Origin of the sequence: Pseudomonas saliphila (assembly GCF_008638345.1) — a bacterium.
Taxonomy (GTDB): Bacteria; Pseudomonadota; Gammaproteobacteria; order Pseudomonadales; family Pseudomonadaceae; genus Halopseudomonas; species Halopseudomonas saliphila.
This window is the reverse complement of record NZ_VTVA01000024.1, coordinates 25,215-49,446: the sequence shown is the minus strand read 5'-3', so window position 1 is coordinate 49,446 and position 24,232 is coordinate 25,215. Positions and strand designations below refer to the sequence as shown.

The 24,232-nt window shown below is 61.5% G+C and carries 23 protein-coding genes; 12 read left to right on the top strand and 11 right to left on the bottom strand.

Features of this window, described 5'->3' with window-relative positions:
• Window positions 1-40: 40 nt before the first annotated feature.
• Window positions 41-1,336: an NAD(P)/FAD-dependent oxidoreductase gene (locus FHK95_RS18720; RefSeq protein WP_150306169.1), complete on the bottom strand. Its 1,296-nt coding sequence runs from the start codon at window positions 1,334-1,336 to the stop codon at window positions 41-43.
• A gap of 160 nt (window positions 1,337-1,496) precedes the next feature.
• Here FHK95_RS18720 and alr point away from each other — a divergent pair, with 160 nt between their 5' ends.
• Together alr and FHK95_RS18710 are read left to right on the top strand one after the other, a co-directional pair.
• Complete coding sequence (gene alr / locus FHK95_RS18715; protein WP_150306168.1) at window positions 1,497-2,567, top strand: alanine racemase; 1,071 nt, start codon at window positions 1,497-1,499, stop codon at window positions 2,565-2,567.
• Window positions 2,568-2,713: 146 nt separating this feature from the next.
• On the top strand, window positions 2,714-3,262 hold the full coding sequence (locus FHK95_RS18710) for a cupin domain-containing protein (RefSeq protein ID WP_150306167.1): 549 nt from the start codon (window positions 2,714-2,716) through the stop codon (window positions 3,260-3,262).
• A 33-nt stretch (window positions 3,263-3,295) separates the two neighbouring features.
• Here the strand turns inward: FHK95_RS18710 and FHK95_RS18705 are convergent, their stop codons facing one another.
• Window positions 3,296-3,850 carry a DUF4136 domain-containing protein gene (locus FHK95_RS18705; RefSeq protein WP_150306166.1) on the bottom strand — a complete coding sequence of 185 codons (555 nt, stop codon included), beginning with the start codon at window positions 3,848-3,850 and terminating at the stop codon, window positions 3,296-3,298.
• Between the two features lie 290 nt (window positions 3,851-4,140).
• Between FHK95_RS18705 and FHK95_RS18700 the strand changes: the two genes are divergently transcribed.
• Together FHK95_RS18700 and FHK95_RS18695 are read left to right on the top strand one after the other, a co-directional pair.
• Complete coding sequence (locus FHK95_RS18700) at window positions 4,141-4,983, top strand: BON domain-containing protein (RefSeq protein WP_150306165.1); 843 nt, start codon at window positions 4,141-4,143, stop codon at window positions 4,981-4,983.
• A 118-nt stretch (window positions 4,984-5,101) separates the two neighbouring features.
• A complete protein-coding gene (locus FHK95_RS18695) occupies window positions 5,102-5,269 on the top strand; it encodes a DUF1328 domain-containing protein (protein WP_150306164.1) in 168 nt (55 codons plus the stop codon).
• A 71-nt stretch (window positions 5,270-5,340) separates the two neighbouring features.
• On the opposite strand, the gene FHK95_RS18690 is transcribed toward FHK95_RS18695, so the two are convergent.
• Window positions 5,341-5,712 (bottom strand): glutathione S-transferase N-terminal domain-containing protein, encoded by a 372-nt coding sequence (locus FHK95_RS18690; protein WP_150306163.1) that lies wholly within the window; start codon window positions 5,710-5,712, stop codon window positions 5,341-5,343.
• A 103-nt stretch (window positions 5,713-5,815) separates the two neighbouring features.
• Between FHK95_RS18690 and FHK95_RS18685 the strand changes: the two genes are divergently transcribed.
• Complete coding sequence (locus FHK95_RS18685; protein ID WP_150306162.1) at window positions 5,816-6,553, top strand: spermidine synthase; 738 nt, start codon at window positions 5,816-5,818, stop codon at window positions 6,551-6,553.
• A complete protein-coding gene (locus tag FHK95_RS18680; protein WP_150306161.1) occupies window positions 6,550-6,894 on the top strand; it encodes a YajD family HNH nuclease in 345 nt (114 codons plus the stop codon). Before FHK95_RS18685 ends, FHK95_RS18680 begins: the two co-directional genes overlap by 4 nt.
• Window positions 6,895-6,943: 49 nt before the next feature.
• Here the strand turns inward: FHK95_RS18680 and FHK95_RS18675 are convergent, their stop codons facing one another.
• Window positions 6,944-7,408, bottom strand: coding sequence for an OsmC family protein (locus tag FHK95_RS18675; protein WP_150306160.1), 465 nt, complete (start codon window positions 7,406-7,408; stop codon window positions 6,944-6,946).
• A 173-nt stretch (window positions 7,409-7,581) separates the two neighbouring features.
• On the opposite strand from FHK95_RS18675, the gene FHK95_RS18670 reads away from it, so the two are divergent.
• From FHK95_RS18670 to FHK95_RS18650, 5 genes are all read left to right on the top strand, one after another.
• On the top strand, window positions 7,582-8,517 hold the full coding sequence (locus FHK95_RS18670) for an arsenic resistance protein (RefSeq protein ID WP_235906833.1): 936 nt from the start codon (window positions 7,582-7,584) through the stop codon (window positions 8,515-8,517).
• Between the two features lie 119 nt (window positions 8,518-8,636).
• Window positions 8,637-9,500 (top strand): alpha/beta hydrolase family protein, encoded by an 864-nt coding sequence (locus tag FHK95_RS18665; RefSeq protein WP_150306158.1) that lies wholly within the window; start codon window positions 8,637-8,639, stop codon window positions 9,498-9,500.
• Between the two features lie 13 nt (window positions 9,501-9,513).
• A complete protein-coding gene (locus FHK95_RS18660; protein ID WP_150306157.1) occupies window positions 9,514-10,266 on the top strand; it encodes a 5-oxoprolinase subunit PxpA in 753 nt (250 codons plus the stop codon).
• Window positions 10,263-10,970 carry a 5-oxoprolinase subunit PxpB gene (gene pxpB, locus FHK95_RS18655; RefSeq protein ID WP_150306156.1) on the top strand — a complete coding sequence of 236 codons (708 nt, stop codon included), beginning with the start codon at window positions 10,263-10,265 and terminating at the stop codon, window positions 10,968-10,970. Before FHK95_RS18660 ends, pxpB begins: the two co-directional genes overlap by 4 nt.
• A complete protein-coding gene (locus FHK95_RS18650) occupies window positions 10,967-11,884 on the top strand; it encodes a 5-oxoprolinase subunit C family protein (protein WP_150306155.1) in 918 nt (305 codons plus the stop codon). The genes pxpB and FHK95_RS18650 overlap by 4 nt, the downstream gene beginning before the upstream one ends.
• A 78-nt stretch (window positions 11,885-11,962) precedes the next feature.
• Here FHK95_RS18650 and ftsH read toward each other — a convergent pair whose 3' ends face one another.
• The 5 genes from ftsH to FHK95_RS18625 all read right to left on the bottom strand — a co-directional run bounded on the left by ftsH (window position 11,963) and on the right by FHK95_RS18625 (window position 20,870).
• A complete protein-coding gene (gene ftsH / locus FHK95_RS18645; RefSeq protein WP_150306173.1) occupies window positions 11,963-13,774 on the bottom strand; it encodes an ATP-dependent zinc metalloprotease FtsH in 1,812 nt (603 codons plus the stop codon).
• A gap of 88 nt (window positions 13,775-13,862) precedes the next feature.
• Window positions 13,863-15,032 (bottom strand): cytochrome P450, encoded by a 1,170-nt coding sequence (locus FHK95_RS18640; RefSeq protein WP_150306154.1) that lies wholly within the window; start codon window positions 15,030-15,032, stop codon window positions 13,863-13,865.
• 63 nt (window positions 15,033-15,095) lie between these two features.
• Window positions 15,096-17,915 (bottom strand): FAD-binding and (Fe-S)-binding domain-containing protein, encoded by a 2,820-nt coding sequence (locus tag FHK95_RS18635; protein WP_150306153.1) that lies wholly within the window; start codon window positions 17,913-17,915, stop codon window positions 15,096-15,098.
• 32 nt (window positions 17,916-17,947) lie between these two features.
• A complete protein-coding gene (lldD, locus tag FHK95_RS18630; protein WP_150306152.1) occupies window positions 17,948-19,093 on the bottom strand; it encodes an FMN-dependent L-lactate dehydrogenase LldD in 1,146 nt (381 codons plus the stop codon).
• A gap of 82 nt (window positions 19,094-19,175) precedes the next feature.
• Window positions 19,176-20,870 (bottom strand): L-lactate permease, encoded by a 1,695-nt coding sequence (locus FHK95_RS18625; RefSeq protein WP_150306151.1) that lies wholly within the window; start codon window positions 20,868-20,870, stop codon window positions 19,176-19,178.
• A 319-nt stretch (window positions 20,871-21,189) separates the two neighbouring features.
• Between FHK95_RS18625 and FHK95_RS18620 the strand changes: the two genes are divergently transcribed.
• Window positions 21,190-21,957, top strand: a complete 768-nt coding sequence (locus tag FHK95_RS18620; RefSeq protein WP_150306150.1) for an FCD domain-containing protein — start codon at window positions 21,190-21,192, stop codon at window positions 21,955-21,957.
• A 77-nt stretch (window positions 21,958-22,034) separates the two neighbouring features.
• Here the strand turns inward: FHK95_RS18620 and FHK95_RS18615 are convergent, their stop codons facing one another.
• Both FHK95_RS18615 and FHK95_RS20145 read right to left on the bottom strand, forming a co-directional pair.
• A complete protein-coding gene (locus FHK95_RS18615) occupies window positions 22,035-23,861 on the bottom strand; it encodes a glycoside hydrolase family 9 protein (protein WP_206668629.1) in 1,827 nt (608 codons plus the stop codon).
• Entirely contained in the window at window positions 23,843-24,229 is a 387-nt protein-coding gene (locus FHK95_RS20145) for a cellulase N-terminal Ig-like domain-containing protein (protein WP_206668627.1), read from the bottom strand. Before FHK95_RS20145 ends, FHK95_RS18615 begins: the two co-directional genes overlap by 19 nt.
• Window positions 24,230-24,232: the final 3 nt, after the last annotated feature.

Below are 24,232 nucleotides of genomic sequence, written 5' to 3'. Positions count from 1 at the left end.
CCATTCGGGCTAGGGGGGATTCGCTTTTCAACAAACCCCATCAAACCACTTCCTTGACCTTCTGCCACATCATGCCCAGCGCCAGCAGCGGTGCGCGGAAACGGTCGCCGCCGGGGAAGGTCATGTGCGGTATGCGGCTGAACAGATCGAAACCGCGGCTGGCCTGCCCGGTGATCGCTTCGCTGAGGATTCGTGCTGCCAGGTGCGTGGCGTTCACGCCATGCCCGGCATACGCCTGGGCATAGAACACATTGGCTTGTCCCGGCATCCGGCCGATCTGCGGCAGGCGGTTGATACCGATGCCGATCATGCCGCCCCATTGATAGTCGATCTTCACATCGGCCAGCTCGGGAAACACCTTCAGCATCTTCGGCCGCATATAAGCGGCGATATCCGCGGGATCACGGCCGGTATAGTGGCAGGCGCCGCCGAATAACAGGCGGCGGTCGGCGGACAGCCGATAATAGTCCAGCCCCACGCGTTGATCACATAACGCCATATTCTGCGGGATCAAGCGCTGCGCACGCGCTTCGCCCAATGGCTCGGTGGCGATGATGTAACTGCCGGCCGGGATAACGGTGCCGCTCAGCTGTTTGTCCAGATCGCCCAGGTAGGCGTTACAGCCGATGACCAGGTGCTGCGCGCGTACCTTACCGCTGGCGGTATGCACCCTGACCGTCGCGCCATGCTCTATGCAAGTGACCCGGGAATTCTCGAACAGCCTGACGCCCAGACTGTCAGCCGCGGCCGCTTCACCGAGAGCCAGATTCAGCGGGTGCAGATGCCCGGAGCCCATGTCGCTCATGCCGCCGACATAGACATCCGAGCCGACCACGCTGCGCATATTGTCCGGCTCGACAATGCGCAGCTCATGCGGATACCCCAGCGCTTCCAGTTCGGCCTTTTCGGCACGGAATTGCTCCAGATGGCGCGGCTTGTTGGCCAGATCGCAGTAACCCCAGGTCAGATCGCAGTCGATATCAAACTCGGCTACGCGGTCCCGCACGATCTGTACCGCCTCGATGCCCATGCGTTTGAATTCCCGCACACCTTCGGCTCCGACCTGGTTTTCGAACTGCTCGAGATCGTGCCCGACGCCGCGTATCAGCTGGCCACCGTTACGGCCGCTGGCACCCCAGGCGATCTGATGCGCCTCCAGCAAAATAACCGAGAGCCCGCGCTGGGCCAGTTCGATGGCGGTATTGAGTCCGGTAAAGCCCCCGCCAATCACACAGACGTCAGCCTCGGCGTCGCCCTTCAGCTGGGGAAAGGTCAGTGTTCGGCTGGGCGTGGCCGCGTAATAGGAGGGCGCATGATGGTCGGTATGGCAGAGCATGTGAGCGTTCCAGTCAGATGGGAGAGATCCTGTTAACCAAAATACCCGATCCCCCCGCGCCGGGTACAGTCGCCGCACCGTCTGACTGCATGTGCATATCCCCGCACCCGTTCTGGTCTGGTAATCTAGGCGCCTGCCGTCCTCCCCGGAAACCACCGCCATGCGCCCAGCCCACGCCCTGATCAACCTTGCCAACCTGCGCCACAACTACCTGCTGGCCAAACAGCTCTCGACCAGCAAGGCGCTGGCCGTGGTCAAAGCGAATGCCTACGGCCATGGCGCGGTAAGGTGCGCGAAGGCTCTGGCGGATCTGGCCGATGGGTATGCCGTAGCCTGCATTGAAGAAGCCCTGCAACTTCGCGACGCCGCGATCACGCAGCCGATACTGCTGCTCGAAGGCTGGTTCGAAGCGAGCGAGCTACCGATGATTGCCGAGCAGCAGTTGTGGACGGTCATCCATCATCACGGGCAACTGGCCGATCTCGAACAGGCCAACCTGAGCCAGCCTATCCACGTTTGGCTGAAACTCGACACCGGCATGCACCGCGTGGGCTTTACGCCGGAGGAGTATCCGGCGATATGGCGCAAGCTGCAGGCCAACCCGCAGGTCGCCAGCCTGACCAAGATGACGCATTTCTCCCGCGCCGACGAACCTGAGACTGGCCGCACCGAGCAGCAACTTGCGGTGTTTACCGAGACGACACGGGATCTCGAGGGTCCCAGCAGCCTGTGCAATTCCGCAGGGGTTCTGGCCTGGGCGCAGGCGCACGGTGATTGGCTGCGTCCGGGCATCATGCTGTATGGCGCGACGCCCTTCGATTTCGCCCAGGACAGCGCGACCACGCTGAAACCGGTCATGCAGCTGGACTCAAAGATCATCGCCGTTCGTACCGTGGCCGCCAATGAACCCATCGGCTATGGCTCGCGCTTTGTCACCACCCGTGAGACGCGGGTTGGCGTGGTTGCGATGGGCTATGCCGACGGCTATCCGCGGCATGCCCCCGACGGAACGCCAGTACTGGTCGATGGCCTGCGTACCACCCTCGCCGGACGCGTATCCATGGATATGCTGACGGTTGATCTCACCGACCTGCCCGATATGGGTCTCGGCAGCCATGTGCGGCTATGGGGTGAAGGGTTGAACGCCAGCGAGGTGGCTGGCTGGGCCGGCACCATCGCCTATCAGCTGCTCTGCAATCTGAACCGTGTGCCCCGTCATTATCAGCCATGAGGCGCGTTGAAAATTCCGAACGGCCGTGCAATGATGCGGCTCATTCACCCCCCAGTATTGATTCGCCTTAGGAGCCTCTGAATAACGTCGCGAGCAAAGTCGCAGTAGTTATTCAGAGGCTCCTGAGCTCCCGGAGGATCCCCATCTTGGACGTTGGCGCCCGTCTTAAAACCATTCGGAAGCTGAAGGGTCTGTCCCAACGTGAACTGGCCAAACGCGCCGGCGTCACCAACAGCACCATTTCCATGATCGAAAAAAACAGCGTCAGCCCCTCGGTCAGCTCGCTCAAAAAAGTGCTCGCCGGCATTCCCATGTCGCTGGTGGATTTCTTTACCTCCGAAGCCGAGCAGAGCAATCAGCGCAAGGTGATATTTCGCAAGGACGAACTGCTGGAAATCGGTTCGGGCCAGGTGTCCATGAAGCTGGTGGGCATGAGCCATCCGAATCGGACCTTCTCCTTCCTCAACGAAACCTATCCGCCAGGCACCGATACCGGCCCCGACATGCTCAATCATGAAGGCGAAGAAGCCGGAACCGTAGTCGCCGGCAAGCTCGAGATAACCATTGGTAACGAGGTGTACGTGCTGGACACGGGCGACAGCTACTACTTTGAAAGCAGCCAGCCGCACCGTTTCCGCAACCCCTTCGACACACCCTGCACCCTGATCAGCGCCACCACACCGGCCAATTTCTAGCTCCGCTCTGCAGCCTGCGCCCGGCGTCTGTGATCAGTAGGGCGGATAGCCTTCCAACACCTGCCGTGCCATCTCATGGGTACTCTGGGTGCGATCGGTCGGCGAACGCTGGCGGCTGTTGAGCACCTCACTGGTACTGCCACGCCAGACCAGCTTCCCATCACTGGCGTCGGTCATATCGATCTGCATGGTCGCCACATCATAGGTAACCGTGCGGGACTCGCTCATCATCGGCCCCATCATGCCCCAGCGCCAATAGTGTGCTCCGCCATAATGGGTGGTCACGTTATCGTGGCGCTGCTCGACAATCATATACACCTTGACCAGCACATCGGGGTCGCCATCGTTGGACGGTCGCAATCCGCGTGCATCCAGCTGGGCGCTGACCGCATCCTGGATACGCTGGGTCGTCAGGTCGCTGGTAATGCGCGGGTCATCGGCAGGCCTATAGCTGACTGCCGGCTCGCTCCAGCTCCAGTCGCGATACAAGGTGAAGTCACGGCTGCTGTCGAAGTCGCGCTGGCCCTGTGTGGTCTGGCAGGCGCCAAGCAACACCACCAGGCTCAAAAGATAAACGAAGCGCAACATTGTCCTACTCCGCTGCAATGCCGGCCAAATGGCCTGCTCTTAGTCTTGAGATATAGCAGAGATGGGCATTGCATCAAATGCCTGGTGAGATAAATCCGCGACTACACAGCCGGGCAACTCGTGCAGACTGCACGCAGGCACATAGCCATATCGTGCAGAGTGCATAGCAAGCCCATCCGGGCATGTAGCTAAGCGATTGAAACTTAATAAGAATGATCAGAGTCCAACTGGCACGGACATTGCTCCATTGCTGTAGCAACACTCACGGAACTGATAGAAGAGGAATCGCCATGCATAAGTTGAAACAACTCGCAGCAGCCACCGCAACCGCGGGCTTGATCGCCCTGTTGCCGATGGCCGCCCATGCCGATGACGGCGACATGAGTCGCCAACTGGACGATGCGCGCGCAGAAGGCTCGGTATCCACTGCAATTGCCACCAACCGCAACCTCAGCCCATTCTCCATCGACGTCGAAGTCGAAGGGGACACCGCAGTGTTGACCGGCGACGTCGAGTCAAACGTCGAGAAAGACCTGGCCGAACAGATCGCGAAGGATATCGAAGGCATTGAAAAGGTCGATAACCAGCTGAGAGTAGGCACCGAAGGGGATCGCAGCAAGGCAGGCGAGCGCACGCTGGCCGAGCGTATGAGCGACTCCACTACCACGGCCACCATCAAATCCAAGCTGCTGTGGAACAACAGTACCGAAGGCCTGAATATCCACGTCGATACCCAGGACGGTTTGGTGATACTGACCGGTGAAACCGATTCGGCCGCCTCCAAGGAGCTGGCAGAACGCCTCGCCGAGGATACCGATGGCGTCCGCGAGGTACGCAACGAACTGCAGGTCACAGGCGAAGATGCCACCGAAGCCAAGGGCACGGTAGCCAAAACGGCCGATGACGCCGGTAACGTGATCAGTGATGCATGGATTACCAGCAAGGTGAAGTCGAGTTACCTGTTCAGCCGCAGCCTCAGCGGGCTGGATATCTCCGTTGATACCAATAACGGCAAGGTCATTCTGGACGGTGCGGTGGATACCGAAGCCGAAAAGGATCTTGCAGAGCAAACCGCGAAGAATATCCGCGGGGTGCGCGAGGTAGACAGTTCGCAGTTGAGCGTCGCCGAGTAGGCGCATCGGGCGCTTATGAACCGCTGGGTAACCAGCGGTGATCCCCGTCTGGTGCTCTATCAAGCGCGTCAGACGCGTGAGAACGCTGAAGTCTGAAGATCAGACCAGGAGATGAACCATGCTCGGTTGGGCTATTACCTTCCTGATTATCGCTATCATCGCCGCCGTGCTCGGCTTTGGTGGCATCGCCGGTACCGCGACGACTATCGCCAAGATACTGTTCGTCGTGTTGCTGGTGCTCTTTGTCATCTCGCTGGTAATGGGCCGTCGCGGTCCCCGACCCTGACCTGAATGAGATCGCCGTCAGCCCGTCACGTTGGCGGGCTGAATGCGCCTTCCGGCGAGTCTCAGATCAACTCAAACCGTGGCGAAGCGTTGTTCGAGATAAGCAATAATCGCCTTGGATTCGTACATCCAGATAGTCTGACTTTCTTCTTCGATACGCAGACAGGGCACCTTGACGCGTCCGCCCTGTTCAAGCAGCGTCTGTCGATCCTGTTCATTATTCTTCGCATCATGCAGCGCCACCGGAACGTTCAATTTGTGCAATGAGCGACGCACCTTGACGCAGAACGGACAGGCCTTGAACTGATACAACGCCAGCTGTTTTGCGGCCTCGTTCACGGCCGACTGGGCGTGCGCCGAGCGCTTGAGAGGAGACGGGCGGCTGATCAAGTCACCCGCCACGATCAGATTGCCGAGGCCGATTCTGATTGCCTTCATGATCATCGAAACACACCTTGAGTAGTAAAGAAGGGCGCACAGCTTACGCCAATTGCCCAGGGTATCGGGCATAATCGCCCTATTTCTTCGCTGGCAACCGGAACCACCCATGAAGCGTCACCTGCTCCTCGACACCGCGCCCATTCCCAACACGGACGAGGCCCTCTGCCTGTTCGAGTACGGCGATGATTTCGTCATCAAATTGCAAAGCGGCAAGGGCGGGCAATTGATGAACACCCGCATGCATGGCTCCGAAGACGCGCTGGCGGAGATCGCCTGTCGCCCCCTGACCGGCCGCAGCCAGGTGCGGGCGCTGATTGGTGGATTGGGTATGGGCTTTACGCTGGCCTCGGCATTACGGCATCTTGCCCCCGATGCCGAAGTGATGGTGGCCGAGCTGGTACCCGGCGTCATTGAATGGAACCGCGGCGCACTCGGCGAAAGAGCCGGCAAGCCGCTGGACGATCCGCGCGCCCGGGTGTTGAATGAAGACGTGGCTCTGATTCTGCAGGACAAAGCCCAGCGCTTTGATGCGATCATGCTGGATATCGACAACGGCCCCGAGGGCCTGACCCGTAGCACCAACAGCTGGATCTACTCACTGGACGGGCTGAGGGCCTGCGCCCGGTCTCTGAGAGGCGACGGCGTGCTGACAGTCTGGTCGGCCAGTGCCGACCGCGAATTTTCCAATCGCCTCGGCAAGGCCGGCTTTCGCGCAGAGGAACGCCAGGTCTATGCGCACGGCAACCGGGGTCCCAAACACACCATCTGGGTCGCCACGCCCGGGGCAGCTTCCAAGCCAGGGCGGGCAGCGCAGTCATCAAGACCAACGAGGGCAGGGCAATGACATCCACCAAAAGCACCTACGCCAGCCGCGAAGCCAGTTACCGCGAAAGAGCGCTGAAGATGTACCCCTGGGTTTGTGGCCGCTGCGCCCGTGAATTCGATGGCAAGCGCATCGGTGAGCTGACCGTACACCACCGCGACCACAACCATGACAATAACCCGGAAGACGGCTCCAACTGGGAGCTGCTGTGTCTGTATTGTCATGACAACGAGCATTCGCGCTATACCGATCAGCAGTACTTCACCGAGTCGTCCACCGCTACGCCGGTAGCAGGCAAGGCTACGCACAAGGCATTTGCCGACCTGGCGTCGCTATTGAAGAACAAGGACGGCGATGCCTGAAGCGGCTTGCGAGCTGAATGCGCAAAATTCCGGCCAGAAGCGCGCGGACTCAGTCGCCCAATATGCTCTGCTTGAGCTCCACGCCCTCGCTGTCCACTACAGTCAACTGAACCGGCAGGCATTGGGCGACACTTTGCGATACGGTGCAAAATTGCTCGAACTGATCCAGAATCCGCTCCAGCCGCTCGATCTCCGCCTGGGCATGCCCCAGATGCACGGTGACGTTTACTTTGGCCACGCGTAAGCGCTTATCCGCATTGCGACCAAGCTCGGCGGTGGCTTCTGTGCGAATGCCATCGATGGGTTGCTTGAATTTGTTCAGCGCGAATATCAGGCTATCGGTAAGGCAACTGGCAACGGCACTGACGAGCAGCTCCACCGGGCTTGGGCCAGCCGCGGCGCCGAGCGGCGCGGGCTCATCGGTGAGCATGGCGGGCGTGTCGCTGCTGAACTGGACCTTGAAGCGATAGGCTTCCTCCTGAGTCAGACTGATTTCAATAGTGCCTTCACTCATGGGTGTCTCCCGATAAAAACCGTGGATTAGAATGAATACATTCTATTTATATATATTGTAAGTCAACAGATTGATTCAGGCAGCGATGCACTCTGCAGCCAATCCGCTGGACGCACACAATTAAAAGATAAGGACAGCGCATTCTGAAACGAATCACCCTCGAACGACATCAGGTGTGGGTCTACCTCACCGGATTACTGATCGGCATCGTAGTCGGCAGCCTGCTGCCCGAATCGGGCTCCGTGCTGGAGAGGCTGATCTGGCCGTTGCTGGCTATGTTGCTCTACGCGACCTTCCTGCAGGTACCCCTACTGCACGTGCGGGAGGCATTCTCCGATCGCCGCTTTGTCAGTGCGGTGCTGACCGGTAACTTTGTGCTGATGCCCCTGGTGGTCTGGGCGCTGCTGCAGTTCCTGCCGGATAACGCGCCCCTGCGGCTGGGCGTATTGCTGGTACTGCTGGTGCCCTGCACCGACTGGTTTATCAGCTTTACCCAGCTTGGCGGCGGCGATGTGCCCCGCGCCGTCGCCGTCACACCGCTCAATTTGTTGTTTCAACTCTGTCTGCTGCCCGTCTATCTCTGGGCGATGACCGACGCGCAGCTCACCGCCGTGTTATCGCTGGGTGACGTCGCACCGGCATTGCTGATCGTGCTGCTGCCCCTCGCCGCTGCAGCCATCAGCGAGCGCTGGATTGAGGCCAAGGCGAGCCGCGAAGTGCTGCGAGATACCCTGGCCTGGTGGCCCATCCCGTTGCTCGGTCTGGTTATCCTGCTGGTCGCTGCGGTACAGGTGTCGACGCTACAGGCCGCGCTAGCCTGGTTGCCCTGGGTTGTTCCTATATATGTTGCCTACCTGGTAATCGCCGCGCTGATAGCCAGGCTGCAGGCAAGGCTGTGGCACCTCCCGCACAGCCAGGGCCGCACCCTGGCGTTCAGCCTCGGGACGCGCAATTCCTTTGTGGTATTGCCCTTCGCCCTCGGCTTACCCAATGGCTGGGAGGTCGCCGCGCTGGTTATCGTGGTGCAGTCGCTGGTCGAGCTGTTCGGCATGCTCGCCTACCTGCGCTGGATACCGCACAGGCTGTTCGCGACTAACAAGACCGGCTGAACCGGCAAAGCAGGCAAGCCCGGCTGAACCAGCATCTTCAGCAGGGGTTCTGCTACTATTTCTGACGACCCGCGCGCCGGGCTCGCGCGCAGATTCATCTGCAGGTCAAAGGGAAACCCATGCAAAACAATATCTTTACGCTGCCTGCACTCGACGGCTACCTTCTCGGCGCCACGCTGTATCCGGCGGAAAAACCGGTAGGCAAGCTGATTGTCGCCGGGGCTACCGGCGTGCCCCAGGGTTTTTATCGCCGCTTCGCTGAACATGCGGCGCAGCGCGGCTATACCACGCTGACCCTCGATTACCGCGGCATCGGCCGTTCCGCGCCAGAAACACTGCGCGGTTTCGATATGCAGTATCTGGACTGGGCCTATCTGGATCTCGCCGCCGCGGTCGATCACATGAGCGCCGACGCGCTGCCGCTGTATATGGTCGGGCACTCCTTCGGCGGTCATGCGTTTGGCCTGCTGCCCAATCACCAGCAGGTCAGCGGCTTCTACACCTTCGGCACCGGTGCCGGCTGGCACGGCTGGATGCCGCCGCTTGAGCGCGTGCGTGTGCAGGCAATGTGGGAGCTGGTTGCGCCAGTGATTACCCGAACCAAGGGCTATCTGGCCTGGAGTCGACTGGGTATGGGGGAAGATCTGCCCATGGGGGTGTACCGTCAGTGGAAACGCTGGTGCCGAAACCCGCGCTACTTCTTCGAAGATCCGGAGATGGCGCATGTGCACCAGAGCTTCGCCAGTGTCACCACGCCGATTGTCGCGATGAACGCGACCGACGACCTCTGGGCCTCGCCGCGTTCCCGCGACGCCTTCATGCCGGGCTACAGCCGGGCGCCCTACCAGCCCGTGACGCTGATACCGGCTGAGCGTGGGCTGCCTACGATCGGACATATGGGTTACTTTCGTTCCACGGCACAACCCCTGTGGGAAGACGCACTGGACTGGTTCGGATCACTCGACCGCCGTGACCTGGCCTGACAAGGAACCCCTGATGCGAAAACTGCTGTTGAACTGCGATATGGGCGAAAGTTTCGGGGCCTGGAAGATGGGGCTGGATGAAGAGGTGATGCCACATATCGACTGCGCCAACATCGCCTGCGGCTATCACGCCTCCGACCCGGGCACCATGCGCCGTACCGCCTTGCTGGCGCTGGAGCACGGCGTGCGCATTGGTGCGCACCCGTCCTACCCGGACCTGATGGGTTTCGGACGCCGCTCGATGAATTGCTCAGCCGAGGAAATTCGCGACATGCTGCTGTATCAGGTTGGCGCGCTGGATGGCATCTGTCGCGCCGAGGGCGGGCGGGTCAGCTATATGAAGCCGCACGGCGCCCTGTATAACGACATGATGCGCCGACCGGACATTCTCCGCGCCGTGATGCAGGCGGCGAGTGATTACGATCCGGCACTGCCCCTGGTCGTGCTGGCGCAGCAGGATGACAGTGAGGTGCGCAGCATGGCCGCTGAATTTGGTCTGGAGCTCATCTTCGAAGCCTTCGCCGACCGCGCCTATGACGCCGCCGGTCACCTGGTGCCGCGCGATCAACCTGGCGCCGTACACCAGAGCGCTGCGCTCATTCTGCAACAGTCGCTGATCCTCGCCCGGGGGGAGCCGTTGCGCGCCTCCGACGGCAGCTCACTGACATTGACGGTCGATACCCTGTGCGTGCATGGCGATAACGCCGAATCCGTTGCGGTCGTCCGGCAGATCGCCGCTGCGCTGGACGCCGCCGCGCGGATATGAAACTGCAGATCGAGCGGGCGGCGGTCGATACTCTGATGATTCGTCTGTTCGACCGTATCGAGGAGGGCAATATGCCCTGGTTGCTGGCCGCGGCCCAGCAACTGCGCCGGCAGTTCGGTGACCAGCTGATCGACCTGGTCCCGTCCTACACCACCCTGATGCTGCACTACGATCTGCGTCAGCTGGATGAGCACACCGCGCGTGAGCACATTTTTACTGCGCTGGCCGGATTGCAGCCGCTACCGCCCGAGCACGCCGGCCGCAAACATGAGATTGCAGTGTGGTACGACCCCAGCGTCGGGCCGGATCTTCAGCGTCTCTCAGGCTTGACTGGTCTGGAGGTGAGCCAGGTAATTGCGCTGCACAGTGACCATGAGTATCAGGTGTTCGCACTGGGCTTCGCCCCCGGTTTCGCCTATATGGGCCTGCTGGATGAGCGGCTCGCCGCACCGCGCCTGGCCACGCCGCGCAAACGCGTGCCAGCGGGCAGTGTTGCCATAGCTGAACGTCAGACTGCGGCCTACCCCTTGGCCTCCCCGGGCGGCTGGAATCTGGTGGGGCGCACGCCGGCGCCGCTATTCGACCGCGACCGGGATGGCTACAGCCTGCTGCAACCCGGCGATCGCGTGCAATTCGTGCCGGTCGAGCACGCCGAATTTGTCCGCCTGGGCGGTGACGACACGCCCGTATCGGGTGACACGTGAGCAGCCTGCTAGTTGAGCGCACCCTCGGCCTGGCCCAGCTCCAGGATGGCGGGCGTTTTGGCGTTCGCCATCTCGGCGTCACCCAGGGCGGCGCACTGGACTGGATCGCCCTCGGCTGGGCCAACTGGCTGCTGGGCAATGCACCAACGGCCTGCGCCCTGGAAATACCGCTGGGCGGGGTGACGCTGCTCTGTGAAGCGGATACCACCCTGGCGCTGACCGGTGCTGATCTGGCCGCCATGCTGGATGGCAAGACCATCGCCCCCTGGCGCAGTTTTACCGTGCGCCACGGCCAGCGTCTGCAATTCAATTCACCTCGCAGCGGCGTCCGTGCCTACCTCGCGGCACCCGGAGGATTCAGCGCCCCACAAGTGCTCGGCTCGGCCGCTACGGTAACGCGTGAAGGTCTGGGTGGGCTCGACGGCTCAGGCCAGGCGCTCCGTCGGGATGACCGTTTGGTATTCGAAGGCATGGCGAGCTCCACGCGTACCATGCCAAAGCAACGCATACCGGCATACAGCCAAGCTGTGCGCCTGGAGCTGATACCCGGTGCGCAGATTGCTGGCTTCACCGGCGAGTCGTTGTTCCGAGCCTTCAATCAAGTCTGGCGAATCGACCCCCGTTCCGACCGCATGGGCATACGCCTGGCCGGCACGCCTTTAGGTTATTCAGGCGAGCCATTGATCTCCGAAGGCATCCCCCTCGGCGCCGTGCAGGTACCCCCGGACGGGCTACCCATAGTGCTGATGAATGATCGCCAGACCATCGGCGGCTATCCACGCCTCGGCGCCCTCACGCCCGCCTCGGTGGCACGGCTGACCCAGTGCGCAGCAGAAGATGAGATCCGCCTGATGGCCGTCGGGCAGGGGAAGGCTCGCGAGGAGCTGATTGCGTTGCTGGATTGGTGGGAATGACCGAAGAGCGTTCCGCCAAGGCTCAGCGCTGCGACACGCTCAGAAAAGGCGCTGAGTCCTAGGCGCGCTGCGTTGGCACTAAGGCGCAGGCTCACCGATCAAGGGCGGGAACTGCTCGGGTGTGAGGGTCTCATTCTCGAGCAACAGTCGTGCGCCCTGATCAAGCACGTCACGGCGCTGCTCAAGCAGGGCACGCGCATTCTGATACGCATCGTCTATCAACTGGTTGATCGACAGGTCGATTTTCTCAGCGGTTTTCTCAGAGTAGCTGCGGGCCGGCATCATGCCTGGCATGTCGCCCAGAAAGGGCGATTGTTGTCGTTCGAAAACCGCCTGGCCGACTTCTTTGCACATGCCGAAGCGGGTAACGATCTGGCGCGCTATGTCGGTTACTCGGGCAAGGTCATCTGCGGCGCCGGTGGAGATTTCGTTGAACACCAGATCCTCCGCCGCTCGACCCGCCAGCAGGACAACAAGACGGTTTTTCAGCTCCTGGGCAGTAATCAGGTACCGGTCTTCGGTTGACCGTTGCAGGGTGTAACCCAACGCGCCAATGGAGCGCGGAATGATGGAGACCTTGTGTACCGGGTCCATCCCGGGCAGGGCCGCGGCAACCAGAGCGTGACCCAGTTCATGATAGGCCACGACTTCCCTTTCATGCGGTTGCAGCAGCCGGCCATGCCGTTCCGAGCCGGCCACAATACGTTCGATTGCCTGGGTAACATCTTCCATACCAACGCTATCGGCATCGCGCCTGGTGGCTACAATGGCAGCCTCGTTGACCAGATTGGCAAGGTCAGCACCGGTAAAACCGGTGGTCAGGCCGGCGATCTTGTCCGGATCAATGTCGGGATCACAAACCACTCGCTTGAGATGCACCTGCACGATGGCCGCGCGGCCAACCCGGTCCGGACGGTCGATGACCACCTGTCGATCAAAGCGACCTGCCCGCATCAGGGCCGGGTCGAGTACTTCAGGGCGGTTGGTCGCGGCCAGCAGCACCACGCCCTCCCGCGGATCAAACCCGTCCAGCTCAGCCAATAGCTGATTCAGGGTCTGTTCCTTTTCATCATTGCCGCCGCTGAAGTGGCCGGCGCCACGCATTTTGCCCAGGGAGTCCAGCTCATCGATGAAAATGATGCAGGGCGCCGCCTCGCGGGCCTGAACAAAAAGGTCGCGAACCCGCGCGGCACCAACGCCGACAAACATCTCAACGAATTCCGAGCCGGAGATCGAAAAGAACGGCACCCCAGCCTCACCTGCGACCGCTCGGGCCAGCAGGGTTTTACCCGTACCCGGCGGGCCGACCAGCAGAATGCCCTTGGGAATACGTGCGCCCAGACGACCGAAGCGCGGCTGATCCTTGAGAAACGAGACGATCTCCTGCAATTCTGCCTTGACCTCGTCGATACCGGCCACATCCTTGAAAGTCACACCCGTATCACGCTCCACGTAAACCCGCGCGCGGGACTTGCCGATATTGACCATCCCGCCTAGCCCCTGACGGTTGGCAATGTTGCGGAACATGAATGCCCAGAAACCAATGATCAGCAGTAGCGGGAACAGCCAGGACAGCAGATTGCTTAACCAGGTATTGCTCGGCCGGTTGCGAAATTCAGCCTCGTGACGCGCCAGCAGCTCCGCAAGATCGGTATCAACGCGCTGGGTAACAAAGCGCGTGTGGGTGCCGGCCGATGAGACAAGCCGACCCTGGATGTCGTCCTGACCAATCACCAGATCGGTCACCGTCCGCTGTTCGAGCCGCTCAAGGAACTCGCTGTAGGGCAACGTGACAGTGGTCTGTTGCGTGCCCCACCAGCTCTGAAACGCCATCAGCAAGACAAAGGCAACGAAGAAGTAGCCGAGATTCCATTGATGGGTCTTGTGCAGGGCCATACGTACCTCGGGCGGTGGAGACAATCCGATTAAAACGCGTAACGCCCTGCGGCGGCTTGATCGGCATCAATGTATGGGTTGCCTATCGTTTTCCAATCACCATCGGCAGGTGGCTGAAACCCCCTGTCGGGAAGTGCGCCCGTCTGGGCTGGTTGCCGGCGGCCAGTTCCAGGCGGTCGACCCGGGAGAGGAATTCCTGCATCAGAACCGTCAGTTCCATTCTGGCCAGGGGTGCGCCTGGGCAGACATGAATGCCCGCCCCATAAAGCAGGTTGTGCGCACTGTTCTTCTGCGGGCAAAACGCATCCGGATCGCCGAAAACTGCTTCGTCACGGTTCACCGAAGCCCACAGGATAGTCAGTTTCTCGCCGGCAGGGATCAGCCTTCCACCCATCTCGACTTCCCGCGTGGTTATCCGCCGATTGGACATCAGCGGCGCGTCCATACGCAGTATTTCATCGATGGCATCTGACAGTTCCTTTTCACTGGTCTCGCTGGCGAGGCGCTGCCTGAGATCCGGATGCGCGGACAGGTAGTTCAACACAATCGATACGCTCGAGCTGATCGTGCTGAGTTCACCGGCCGTCCAGTTCCGCAACAGGCTGGTGAGTTCTTCATCGGTCATCAGCCGGCCATTGACGGTCTCTTCCATCAGCGACGTGGTGACATCCCTGGGGGCGTTGGCTCCGGCCTGGCGGCGGGTGTTCAGCAAGCCTTTGATGTAGCAGTCAAACTCGTGCGCAACGTCCGCCATGGCCTGGCGGTCGCCAGCAAGAGTGGCCCGGTGGTTCTTCTTTACCCACTCGCGCAGGGGCTCGTTCAGGCTTTCAGGCCAGCCCATGAAGGCGCATTGTATTCGCAACGCGAACGCCTGACTGAACCCTTCGACCACATCAAACGGCTGGCTATCCGGCAGATCATCAACCAGGTTGCGCGCAATCTCGCGACATATCGGCTCAAATGCGTCCATCGCCTGGGGCGAGAAATAAGGCTCAATCAGCTGGCGATACGGGGTGTGCGCGGGCGGGTCCATGCCATTCGGTACGGAAAGATGGCTCGATGCCGCGCTGCTGAAGGTTTCATGATCGTCCAGAACCCGCTTTACGTCGGCATGCTTGAACAGGGTCCAGTGCTGGTATTCGCTCCAGGCGACCGGGCACTGCGCCCGCATGGCGTCATAGGCCTGCGTCTGGGCGGATAAAACCTCATCTGCTCTGGGATTCCAGTCAGGTTTGCGGGTTTCGTCAATCATGGGTAACCCTCGAAGAAAAATGTGTGGCGTCGTCGCCAAGACCTTTCAGTAAGCATCACAGTCCTATTGCGCCCGCGTCCGCGTAACGCGGTCCACCAGATAGACCAGGCCATGGTAATCGACCCCGCCGTGCTGGCTCAGGCCAATCTCGCAGGTGCGGCTGGTGCTGATGCCCTCTGCGCAGTGCTGCAGTGCGTCCTTGAGATGACGCAGGGCGTGGGCGTTCAGTTCGGGCGTGGTGAAACCCTTGTCGCCGGCAAAGCCGCAGCAGTGGATGCCCTCTGGAATCACCACCTGGGTGGTACAGCGCTTGACGATGTCGATGAGCCCCTGGGCCTCGCCCAGATGCTGGGTGCTGCAGGTGACGTGCACCGCGACCGGCGCCTGCTGCGGCGTGAAGTCCAGGCGCTGCAGCAAGTTTTCGCGGATAAAGCGCACCGGATCATAGAGGTCCAGCCGTGGGTCGGCTCCATCCTGCAACAGCCGCAGGGTGCAGGGGCTGGTATCGCAGTAGATGGGATCCAGGCCGCCGCGGCTGGCTTCGAGCAAGGCCGCGATCATCTCCTGCCGCTTGCGTTCGGCCTGCTCGGCGTAGCCCTTGGACGCAAACGGCTGTCCGCAACAGAGCTCACTCAGCTGTGCCGGAAACACCACCTGATAGCCGGCTTTTTCCAGCAGGGCGCGCGTCTTGTCCAGCACCGGCATCTGTTCCGCATCACCGGCGGCTGGCCCCATGACGCGGGAGACGCACGCGGCCAGGTAGACGACCCGTGGTCGGGAATCGGCAACGGGGGGCGACGGACGCATGCCGCGCACCGGTTGCGGCATGGCGGCGGTCCAGCGGGGAATCCGCCCGCTGCTGGCCTTGCTCAGCGCTGCCGTGCTGCGGGCGAGCAACGGCGCGCCGAGGGTCAGGCGCGCCCCCTTGGCGGCGTATAGCATCAAACGGGTAGCGCCCATGGCACCGCTAAAGTGATCCGTCAGCCAGTCGGCGATGCGCGTGTTGGTCGCATCGCGGCCGCGCAGCTTGCGCATCAGGTCGCCGGTATTGATGCCCACCGGGCAGCGCTGGGCGCACAGCCCGGTGGCGGCGCAGGTATCAATGCCCTGATATTGATAGGCGCGTTCCATGGCCGTGGTATCGTTGCCGGCGCGCTTGTTCGCCTGGATATCGCGCCAGATAACAATGCGCTGGCGCGGGCTCAGGGTCAGCCCATGGGACGGACACACCGGCTCGCAGAAACCGCATTCGATGCACTTGTCGATGATCTCGTCGGCGGCCGGCAGCGGTTTGAGATGCTTCAGGTGAATCTGCGGATCAGCGCTGAGCACTACATCCGGATTGAGAATGCCCTGCGGATCGAGCAGACGCTTGATTTGCCACATCAGCTGGTAGGCATCGTTGCCCCATTCCAGCTCGACGAAGGGCGCCATGTTGCGTCCGGTGCCGTGCTCGGCCTTCAGCGAACCACCGAACTCCACTGCCACCAGCTGCGCCACATCCTGCATGAAGGCGTCGTAGCGGGCCACCTGCGCCGGGTCGTCGAAGCCCTGGGTAAACACAAAATGCAGATTGCCTTCCAGCGCATGGCCGAAAATGATCGCCTCGTCATAGCCGTGGCGCTCGAACAACTCGATCAACCGGTTGACCCCGTCGGCCAGTTGCTCGATGGGGAAAGTCACGTCCTCGATGATCACCGTGGTGCCGGTCTGGCGCACCGCGCCGACGGCGGGAAAGGTGTCCTTGCGGATCTTCCACAGCTGGTTGTAGACAGCCGGGTCTTCGCTGAAGTCGACGCGCTTTTCCAGGGTGAAGTCGGCAATCGACGCCATGATCAGTGCTAGCTGCTCATGCAGCAGCGATTGGCTGGCCGCGCGCGATTCAATCAGCAAGGCGCAGGCATTCGCCGACAGACCTTTTACCCAGTCGGGCATGCCCGGCTGGTTCTCCACCGAGCGCAGGCTGCGCCGGTCCAACAGCTCCACCGCCGACACCGGCTGCGGCTTGAGTACCGTCACGGCGCGGCAACAGCTGTGCACATCGGGGAATACCAGCAGCGCGCTGGCCTTGTGTGGGTAGTCCGGCACCGTGTTGTACGTGACCGAACTGATAAAGCCCAGCGTGCCCTCGGAGCCGACCATCAGGTGACTGAGGATATCCAGTGGTGCATCGAAGTCGACCAGGGCGTTGAGGGACAAGCCGGTGGTATTTTTCAGTCGGTATTTGTGACGGATTCTATCGGCCAGGACGGTATTGGCCCGGGTCCGGCGGCCCAGTTCTGCCAGTTGCCCAAGCAGCTCGGCGTGGCTGCTTTCGAAGGCCGAAACGCTCTGCGGATCTTCGCTGTCCAGTACGCTGCCATCGGCTAGCACCAAACGGATCCCAGCCAGGGTGTGGTAGGTATTCTGCGCGGTGCCGCAGCACATGCCGCTGGCATTGTTGGCGACGATTCCACCAATCTTGCAGGCATTGATCGATGCCGGATCGGGACCGATCTTGCGGAGAAAGGGCGCTAGCGCGGTATTGGCCTGGGCGCCGATCACCCCCGGTTGCAGGCGAATCTGCCGACCCTGATCACGTACCTCGCGGCCGTTCCAGTGATCACCCAGCAGGATCAGCACCGAATCGGAGATCGCCTGGCCGGACAGGCTGGTGCCGGCAGCGCGGAAGGTCACCGGTACCTGATGACTACCAGCCAGCCTGAGCAGCTGCACGACTTCCGCTTCCGACTCGACCCGTACCACCAGCTTGGGGATCAGCCGGTAGAAACTGGCATCCGTGCCGAAGGCCAGGGTGGAAAGCGGATCGTCGAAGCGTCGCTCGCCGGGGATCACGCGTTCGACAGCGGTGAGGAAGGCTGTTGGCAGGCTAGAGGCGGTCATGGCAACTCCGGTCGTCATCAAGGGTGCCGGGCTCAGCGGCCGAGCTCGCGTACCAGGGAATCGGCGCTGATGTCCGCGATGGTTTTAGCGCCGGTCAGGACCATGGCCACGCGCATTTCCTTGTCGATCAGCTCCAGCAGATTGCTCACTCCAGCGCCGCCGGCCGCGGCCAGCGCGTACACATAGGCGCGCCCCAGCATTACGGTATCGGCGCCCAGTGCGAGCATGCGCACCACGTCCAGGCCGGTGCGAATGCCGGAGTCGGCCAGGAGGGTCAGATCGCCCTTCACCGCATCGGCGATGGCCGGCAGGGCGCGGGCGCTGGACAGCACACCATCAAGCTGGCGTCCGCCATGGTTGGAGACCACGATCCCGTCGGCACCAAAACGCACCGCGTCGCGCGCATCCTCGGGGTCAAGAATGCCCTTGATGACCATAGGGCCGTCCCAGAATTCGCGGATCCACTCCAGATCCTTCCACGAGATGGACGGGTCGAAGTTTTCCCCAAGCCAGCCAATGTAGTCCGCCAGTCCAGTGGGATTGCCACGGTAGGTAGAGATATTGCCCAGGTCATGGGGCCGACCGAGCAGGCCGACATCCCAGGCCCAGGCGGGGTGCGTCATGGCCTGCAGCATCCGGCGCATAGGCGCATTGGCGCCGCTCATGCCGGAATGCGCATCCCGATAGCGCGCCCCGGGTACCGGCATGTCAACGGTGAAAACCAACGTCGTGACGCCGGCGGCCTTGGCGCGCTCCAGTGCGTTCTTCATGAAGCCGCGGTCCTTGAGCACGTATAGCTGGAACCACATGGGGCGGTCAATGACCGGGGCGACTTCCTCGATAGGGCACACCGAGACCGTGGACAGGGTAAAGGGAATGCCTTTGTCCGCCGCCGCTTTCGCCGCCTGCACCTCGCCCCGTCGTGCGTACATGCCGGTCAGCCCGACAGGCGCCAATGCCACTGGCATCGACAGGGTCTCGTTGAACAGGCGAGTCTCCAGACTCAGCTCGGACATGTCGCGCAGCACCCGCTGGCGCAGCGCTATGTCGGCCAGATCCTCGACGTTCCGTCTGAGGGTGTGTTCGGCGTAGGAGCCCCCATCGATATAGTGGAAAAGAAATGGCGGCAGTTTGCGTTGCGCCGCGACGCGGTAGTCCGTTGAGGCTGAAATGATCATGAGCATCACTCTGAAGCTGAATAAAAGCCGGAGATCCGGGGGAACAACCGTGCGCTCCGGCCCAGCCGGGTCGCACCCAGGGTCAACCGGCCACCAGTGGGTCGCTGATACCCATTACATACACCGCAAACAGCGCAATCAACCCAGTGAACAGCACGTAGTACAGGGTTGGCCATATGGTCTTGCGCAGGATGTTGCCCTCGCGTCCAAGCAACCCCACGGTGGCTGATGCCGCTACCACGTTGTGGATGGCGATCATATTTCCGGCTGCGGCGCCGATGGCCTGCACGGCGACGATCAGCGCACTGGAAATGCCCAGGCTACTGGCCACGCCGAACTGGAACTGGCTGAACATCATGTTGCTGACCGTGTTGGATCCGGCAATAAACGCGCCCAGCGCACCGATACTTGGCGCCAGCAGCGGATAGATCCCGCCCACACTGTCTGCCACCCAGAGCGCCATCAGGATGGGCATGCTGGCAAGATCTGCTTCATTGACGCCGGAGTTGATCAGGATACGCACCATGGGCAGAGTAAATAGCAGTACAAAGCCGGCGCTCAGCAGTACGCTTGACGACTCCTTCACCGCTGCGCTCAGCTCCCGGGCTTTCATACCGTGCAGGAAGAAGGTGGCGATGACCACCGCAACCAGAATACCACCCGGCAGGTACAAGGGCATGAAGCTGGCGCTGACGCCGGTCTCGCCCAGAATGTCCGGAAAACTGACCGCAACAGCCTTCAACGCTGCATCCACCTCCGGCACCACGCGGCTGATGACCAGCAATAGGCCAACCAGCACGTAGGGCAACCAGGCGCGGACGCTGCTCATGGATTTCGCGGTCAATTGGTCCAGCTTCATTTCCACCGTTCCCAGCCACTCACTGGGCCAGTCTTTGGCCGGGGCAAAGTCCCAGGTGGTTTTTGGCAGCAGGAAACCCCTGCGCGCAGCCGTGGTGACGATGGCCAGACCGACCAGACCGCCGACCAGCGAGGGAAATTCGGGGCCGAGGAAGATACCCGTTGCCGCATAGGGCAGTGTAAAGGCCAGGCCGGCGAACAGCGCGAACGGCAGCACCTCAAAGCCCGCTTTCCAGCTCTTCTCCTTGCCGAAGAAACGCGTCAGCATCAGCACCATGATCAGCGGCATGGCGGTTCCAACGATGGCATGGATGATCGCCACTTCGCTGGTGATCAACTGCAGGAACTGCGCCCATGACGAGCCCTGCTCGAGCAGCTGCGCGCCAATGACAGTGGAGTCCAGTCCGGTGCTTACCCCAACGATGATGGGCGTACCCACCGCACCGAAGGATACCGGCGTGCTCTGTACCAGCATGCCCATCAGCACCGCAGCCATGGCCGGAAAGCCAATCGCGACCAACAACGGCGCGGCGATTGCCGCAGGGGTACCAAAGCCCGAGGCGCCTTCAATAAAACACCCGAAGAGCCAGGCGATGATGATTGCCTGAATGCGGCGGTCGGGACTGATGGTGGCGAAACCGGCGCGGATTGCGGTAATCCCGCCCGAATGCTTGAGCGTATTGAGCAGCAAAATCGCGCCGAAGATGATCCACAGTAACCCGAGCGTAATGACCAGCCCCTGTAGGGTCGAAGCCAACACCCGGTTGAGCGTCATGTCCCAGGCGAACAGGCCGACACCAGCAGTAACCAGATAGACCAGCGGCATGGCGCGTCTCGCCGGCCAGCGGAGGCCTACCAGCAGAACGGCGGCCAGAAGGATAGGCGTAAATGCCAGGAGAGCGAGTAGACCAGAGGACATGGTAGTGCGCCCCTTATCGCTGAGCGCGGTGGCGCATACAGCCCACAGCACGGTAGACGGGAAGAATGGAGTTCGACATGGGAAAACCTCAGCACGTTGTTGGAATTATTCTCAGGCTTTGCATTGATTGGTAAGACCAATTTACAAATAACAGGATTCAGACTAAGAGTCAGATGTTTAGCTGTCAATCGGTGGGGTATACCTCTTTGGTCGAAGAGACAGCCCGGCACCGCCGTTGCCGGGTCTTCAGTGGCTGGTTAAACTGATTCGTTAGCGGTACCGAGCGCGAAGCAAGGACCGGCCACAGTGGGGGAGAGATATGGGCTTCGGTCAGATAAAGGTGCGCCGGTTGTCGGACGACATCGTCGCCAAACTGGAGGGCATGATCCTTGAAGGTACGCTCAGGGCCGGTGAACGCCTGCCCGCCGAGCGAGTACTGGCAGAGCAGTTCGGCGTCTCCCGGCCATCGCTGCGCGAAGCGATCCAGAAACTCGCGGCCAAGGGCTTGCTGGTCAGCCGTCAAGGCGGCGGCAATTACATCGCCGAGTCGCTGGGCTCAACGTTCAGCGATCCCCTGTTGCCCTTGCTGGAAGACAATCCCGAGGCGCAGCGCGACCTGCTGGAATTTCGCCACACCCTCGAAGGTGCCTGTGCCTACTACGCAGCGCAACGGGCGACCGAGCCGGATCGCCAGCGGTTGACCGAAGCCTTCGAGGCGCTACAGGCCTGTTATACCGGGGCCGGGAAGGCCAGCCGGGCCGAAGAGGGCGCGGCGGATGCCCGCTTTCATCTGGCCATAGCCGAGGCCAGTCACAACGCCGTGCTGCTGCATACGATCCGCGGCCTGTTCGACCTGCTCAAGCGCAACGTGGTGACCAATATCGGCGGCATGTACGCCCAGCGCACCGAAACCCGCGACATGCTGATGAAGCAGCACAACGAACTGTATCGGGCAATCATGGCCGGTAAGCCGGACGCGGCGCGGGAGCTATCCGACCAGCATATTCACTATGTGCAGGAAGTGCTGGCTGACGTGCTGGATGAGAGCCAGCGGGTAGCCCGGGCAGAGCGGCGGCAGAAGTTCTAGCCAGAAGTTATCAGGCCGGCTGGACAGCTATTCCGCTCACGGCGAAGCGCCTGGGCGCCTCGCCGTGAACCGCAGCCTTACTGACACACCGCCCCGTTCACAGTCGGAACCTGCGCCGGGGCGTTGCCCTTGTTAGCCTGGAAGCCGAACTCCATGGTCTGGCCAGGCTGCACAACAGCGTTCCAGCCAACATCGGTCGCACGGTAGGGATCATTGCCCGACAGTTTGGCATTCCAGACATTGGTGATCACGGTTCCATCATCGTAACGCCACTCCAGGCTCCAATCCTTGACCGGCTCGCTGCCGTTATTGACGATGCGAACCGCCGCGGTAAAGCCAACGTTCCACTCGTTTGACACCACGTATTCACACTGCACCGGGCCACCGGCGGTGGGCGGCGGTGGATCAGTGGGCGTCTCATTATCAGGCGGCGTGTCGGTATCCGGTGGCGGGCTTACCGGCCCCCCTTCAGCGGCGCCGGCGTAATCGTTATAGAAGGCCAGTACCCAGGCCAGCGCGCCGTTCCAGTTGATGGTGATCTCGTTGGTCGACCAGGCATCGATCTTGTCGATGTAGCAGGTTGCCGGACGCGCGCCACAGCCGCCCAGCGCAGCCTGGGACACGCCGTCTTCCAGCCCGGTGTTAGGTCCACCCGCCAGGGCACCCGGTGGCAACCAGGGGTAATTACCGTTCAGCGCGCCGGCCCAGAAACGGTGGTGTGGCTGTTTCAATGCATGCTCACCGTGCCCCGATACAAAGGAGAAGGACAGGGCGTTGCGGCCGAACAGATAGTCCAGCGCCTTGCCGAAGGCATCACCATAGCGGCGGTCCTCGGTGAAGTCATAGGCCAGGCCGACCAGAAACAGCTTGTTGGCCATGACGTTGTTGGAGCCCCAGTAATATTCGTGCTGGCTGGTCGGTATGAGATAACCCACGCTGTTGATGGTATTGACGTGGTTATCCGCAATTTCAGCGACCTTGCGCTGGGCGCTCGCGCGCAGGCTGGTGGTATGCGGCGTGGGTACTACGGCGAGGGACATCAGGCCGGGGAGTTCGGTATCCGGCCAGCCAAAATCAATCCGATTGATCTGATAATTGTTGATGGTCGGCAGATAACGCTGGTCGCCGGTGGTGATATACAGCTCGGCGGCTGCCCAGTAGAACTCGTCCGCTGCGTTGCCGTCGCCATAGGCCCCGCCGCCATCGTCGTAGCCACCGTGGTAGAGATCATTGGGGTTGCGCCGCGCGGCTTCCCAGGCGGTCTGCGCAGCAGTGAGGCAGCGGTTGGCATAGGCACTGTCGATATCCTTCCAGAGCCGCGCACACTGTGCACCGGTGGCAGCGAGATTGAGCGTTGCGGTGGTGCTTGGCGGCACCAGTGCGCGCTCGTTACCGTCTTCATGGGGCGCCAGCGGCAATCCGGTCCAGCCGATGTCATGCACCTTGTGATGCGCCATGCCGGCCTTCGGCTGACCCTCCGGCACCTGCATCGACAGTATGAAATCCATCTGCCAGCGCACTTCATCGAGGATATCCGGCACCCCGTTGCCGCTTTCCGGAATGTTCAGCGTACCGTCGGCGAAGGCCGCGGCGTTGTTGCCCAGGTGCAGCGCGCGCTCGTTCATGTTGAGCAGCTTCCACACCGAAATCCCGCCGTTCACCACGTACTTGCCGTGGTCACCCGCGTCGTACCAGCCCTTGGTCACGTCGAGCGAATAGTTGCAGGTGCCCGGCCAGCACTGCACCTTCTCATCGCCGCGGTTGGCGCCCTGGTTCAGATGCCCGGCCGGGCGCGCCCAGCGGCTGTCTGCGGCGTAACTGGAATTGCCGCCACCGGTAAAGCGCGTTTCGATCGGGATGCCGCTACGGTTGTGATAGAAGTATTTCAGTGAGTCGTAGAGCACACCACTGAAGAGATTCTCGTCGACCGCAAAGGATGACTCTGATCGCCGCCCACGTGCAGGGTGAGGTTGTCGCTGGGTTGGTCAAAGTCGCTGAGATCGATGTGGTGCAGATTTTCCCCGCTGGCGCCGTCATGACCAAAGGGATTGGTCTGACCGCTAGCCAGGACAGTGTCGCCGCGACGCAGCTGCCACGCTAACGGCGCGTTGCTGTTCGTGGCGTAGACGGCGATTTTCGGTCCGGCCGGAATATAACCAAGCTGGTTGACCCGCGGATTGCCGGTCTCGGCAACGGCTGCGCCGGCGCTCGCGCAGACTAGCGCCGCGGCAATAAGGGTTTGTCGAAAAGGCGTGGTTCTGGTAGCTGACATGGA

What these genes read in the sequence shown, in the direction of transcription:
- FHK95_RS18625 (WP_150306151.1), bottom strand. Translation starts at nt 20,870, where the DNA reads ATGTCCTCTGGTCTACTCGCTCTCCTGGCATTTACGCCTATCCTTCTG.
- pxpB (WP_150306156.1), top strand. Translation starts at nt 10,263, where the DNA reads ATGAAACTGCAGATCGAGCGGGCGGCGGTCGATACTCTGATGATTCGT.
- FHK95_RS18675 (WP_150306160.1), bottom strand. Translation starts at nt 7,408, where the DNA reads ATGAGTGAAGGCACTATTGAAATCAGTCTGACTCAGGAGGAAGCCTAT.
- FHK95_RS18705 (WP_150306166.1), bottom strand. Translation starts at nt 3,850, where the DNA reads ATGTTGCGCTTCGTTTATCTTTTGAGCCTGGTGGTGTTGCTTGGCGCC.
- FHK95_RS20145 (WP_206668627.1), bottom strand. Translation starts at nt 24,229, where the DNA reads ATGTCAGCTACCAGAACCACGCCTTTTCGACAAACCCTTATTGCCGCG.
- FHK95_RS18695 (WP_150306164.1), top strand. Translation starts at nt 5,102, where the DNA reads ATGCTCGGTTGGGCTATTACCTTCCTGATTATCGCTATCATCGCCGCC.
- FHK95_RS18690 (WP_150306163.1), bottom strand. Translation starts at nt 5,712, where the DNA reads ATGATCATGAAGGCAATCAGAATCGGCCTCGGCAATCTGATCGTGGCG.
- FHK95_RS18640 (WP_150306154.1), bottom strand. Translation starts at nt 15,032, where the DNA reads ATGATTGACGAAACCCGCAAACCTGACTGGAATCCCAGAGCAGATGAG.
- alr (WP_150306168.1), top strand. Translation starts at nt 1,497, where the DNA reads ATGCGCCCAGCCCACGCCCTGATCAACCTTGCCAACCTGCGCCACAAC.
- FHK95_RS18685 (WP_150306162.1), top strand. Translation starts at nt 5,816, where the DNA reads ATGAAGCGTCACCTGCTCCTCGACACCGCGCCCATTCCCAACACGGAC.
- FHK95_RS18665 (WP_150306158.1), top strand. Translation starts at nt 8,637, where the DNA reads ATGCAAAACAATATCTTTACGCTGCCTGCACTCGACGGCTACCTTCTC.
- FHK95_RS18635 (WP_150306153.1), bottom strand. Translation starts at nt 17,915, where the DNA reads ATGACCGCCTCTAGCCTGCCAACAGCCTTCCTCACCGCTGTCGAACGC.
- lldD (WP_150306152.1), bottom strand. Translation starts at nt 19,093, where the DNA reads ATGATCATTTCAGCCTCAACGGACTACCGCGTCGCGGCGCAACGCAAA.
- FHK95_RS18620 (WP_150306150.1), top strand. Translation starts at nt 21,190, where the DNA reads ATGGGCTTCGGTCAGATAAAGGTGCGCCGGTTGTCGGACGACATCGTC.
- FHK95_RS18680 (WP_150306161.1), top strand. Translation starts at nt 6,550, where the DNA reads ATGACATCCACCAAAAGCACCTACGCCAGCCGCGAAGCCAGTTACCGC.
- FHK95_RS18720 (WP_150306169.1), bottom strand. Translation starts at nt 1,336, where the DNA reads ATGCTCTGCCATACCGACCATCATGCGCCCTCCTATTACGCGGCCACG.
- FHK95_RS18700 (WP_150306165.1), top strand. Translation starts at nt 4,141, where the DNA reads ATGCATAAGTTGAAACAACTCGCAGCAGCCACCGCAACCGCGGGCTTG.
- FHK95_RS18660 (WP_150306157.1), top strand. Translation starts at nt 9,514, where the DNA reads ATGCGAAAACTGCTGTTGAACTGCGATATGGGCGAAAGTTTCGGGGCC.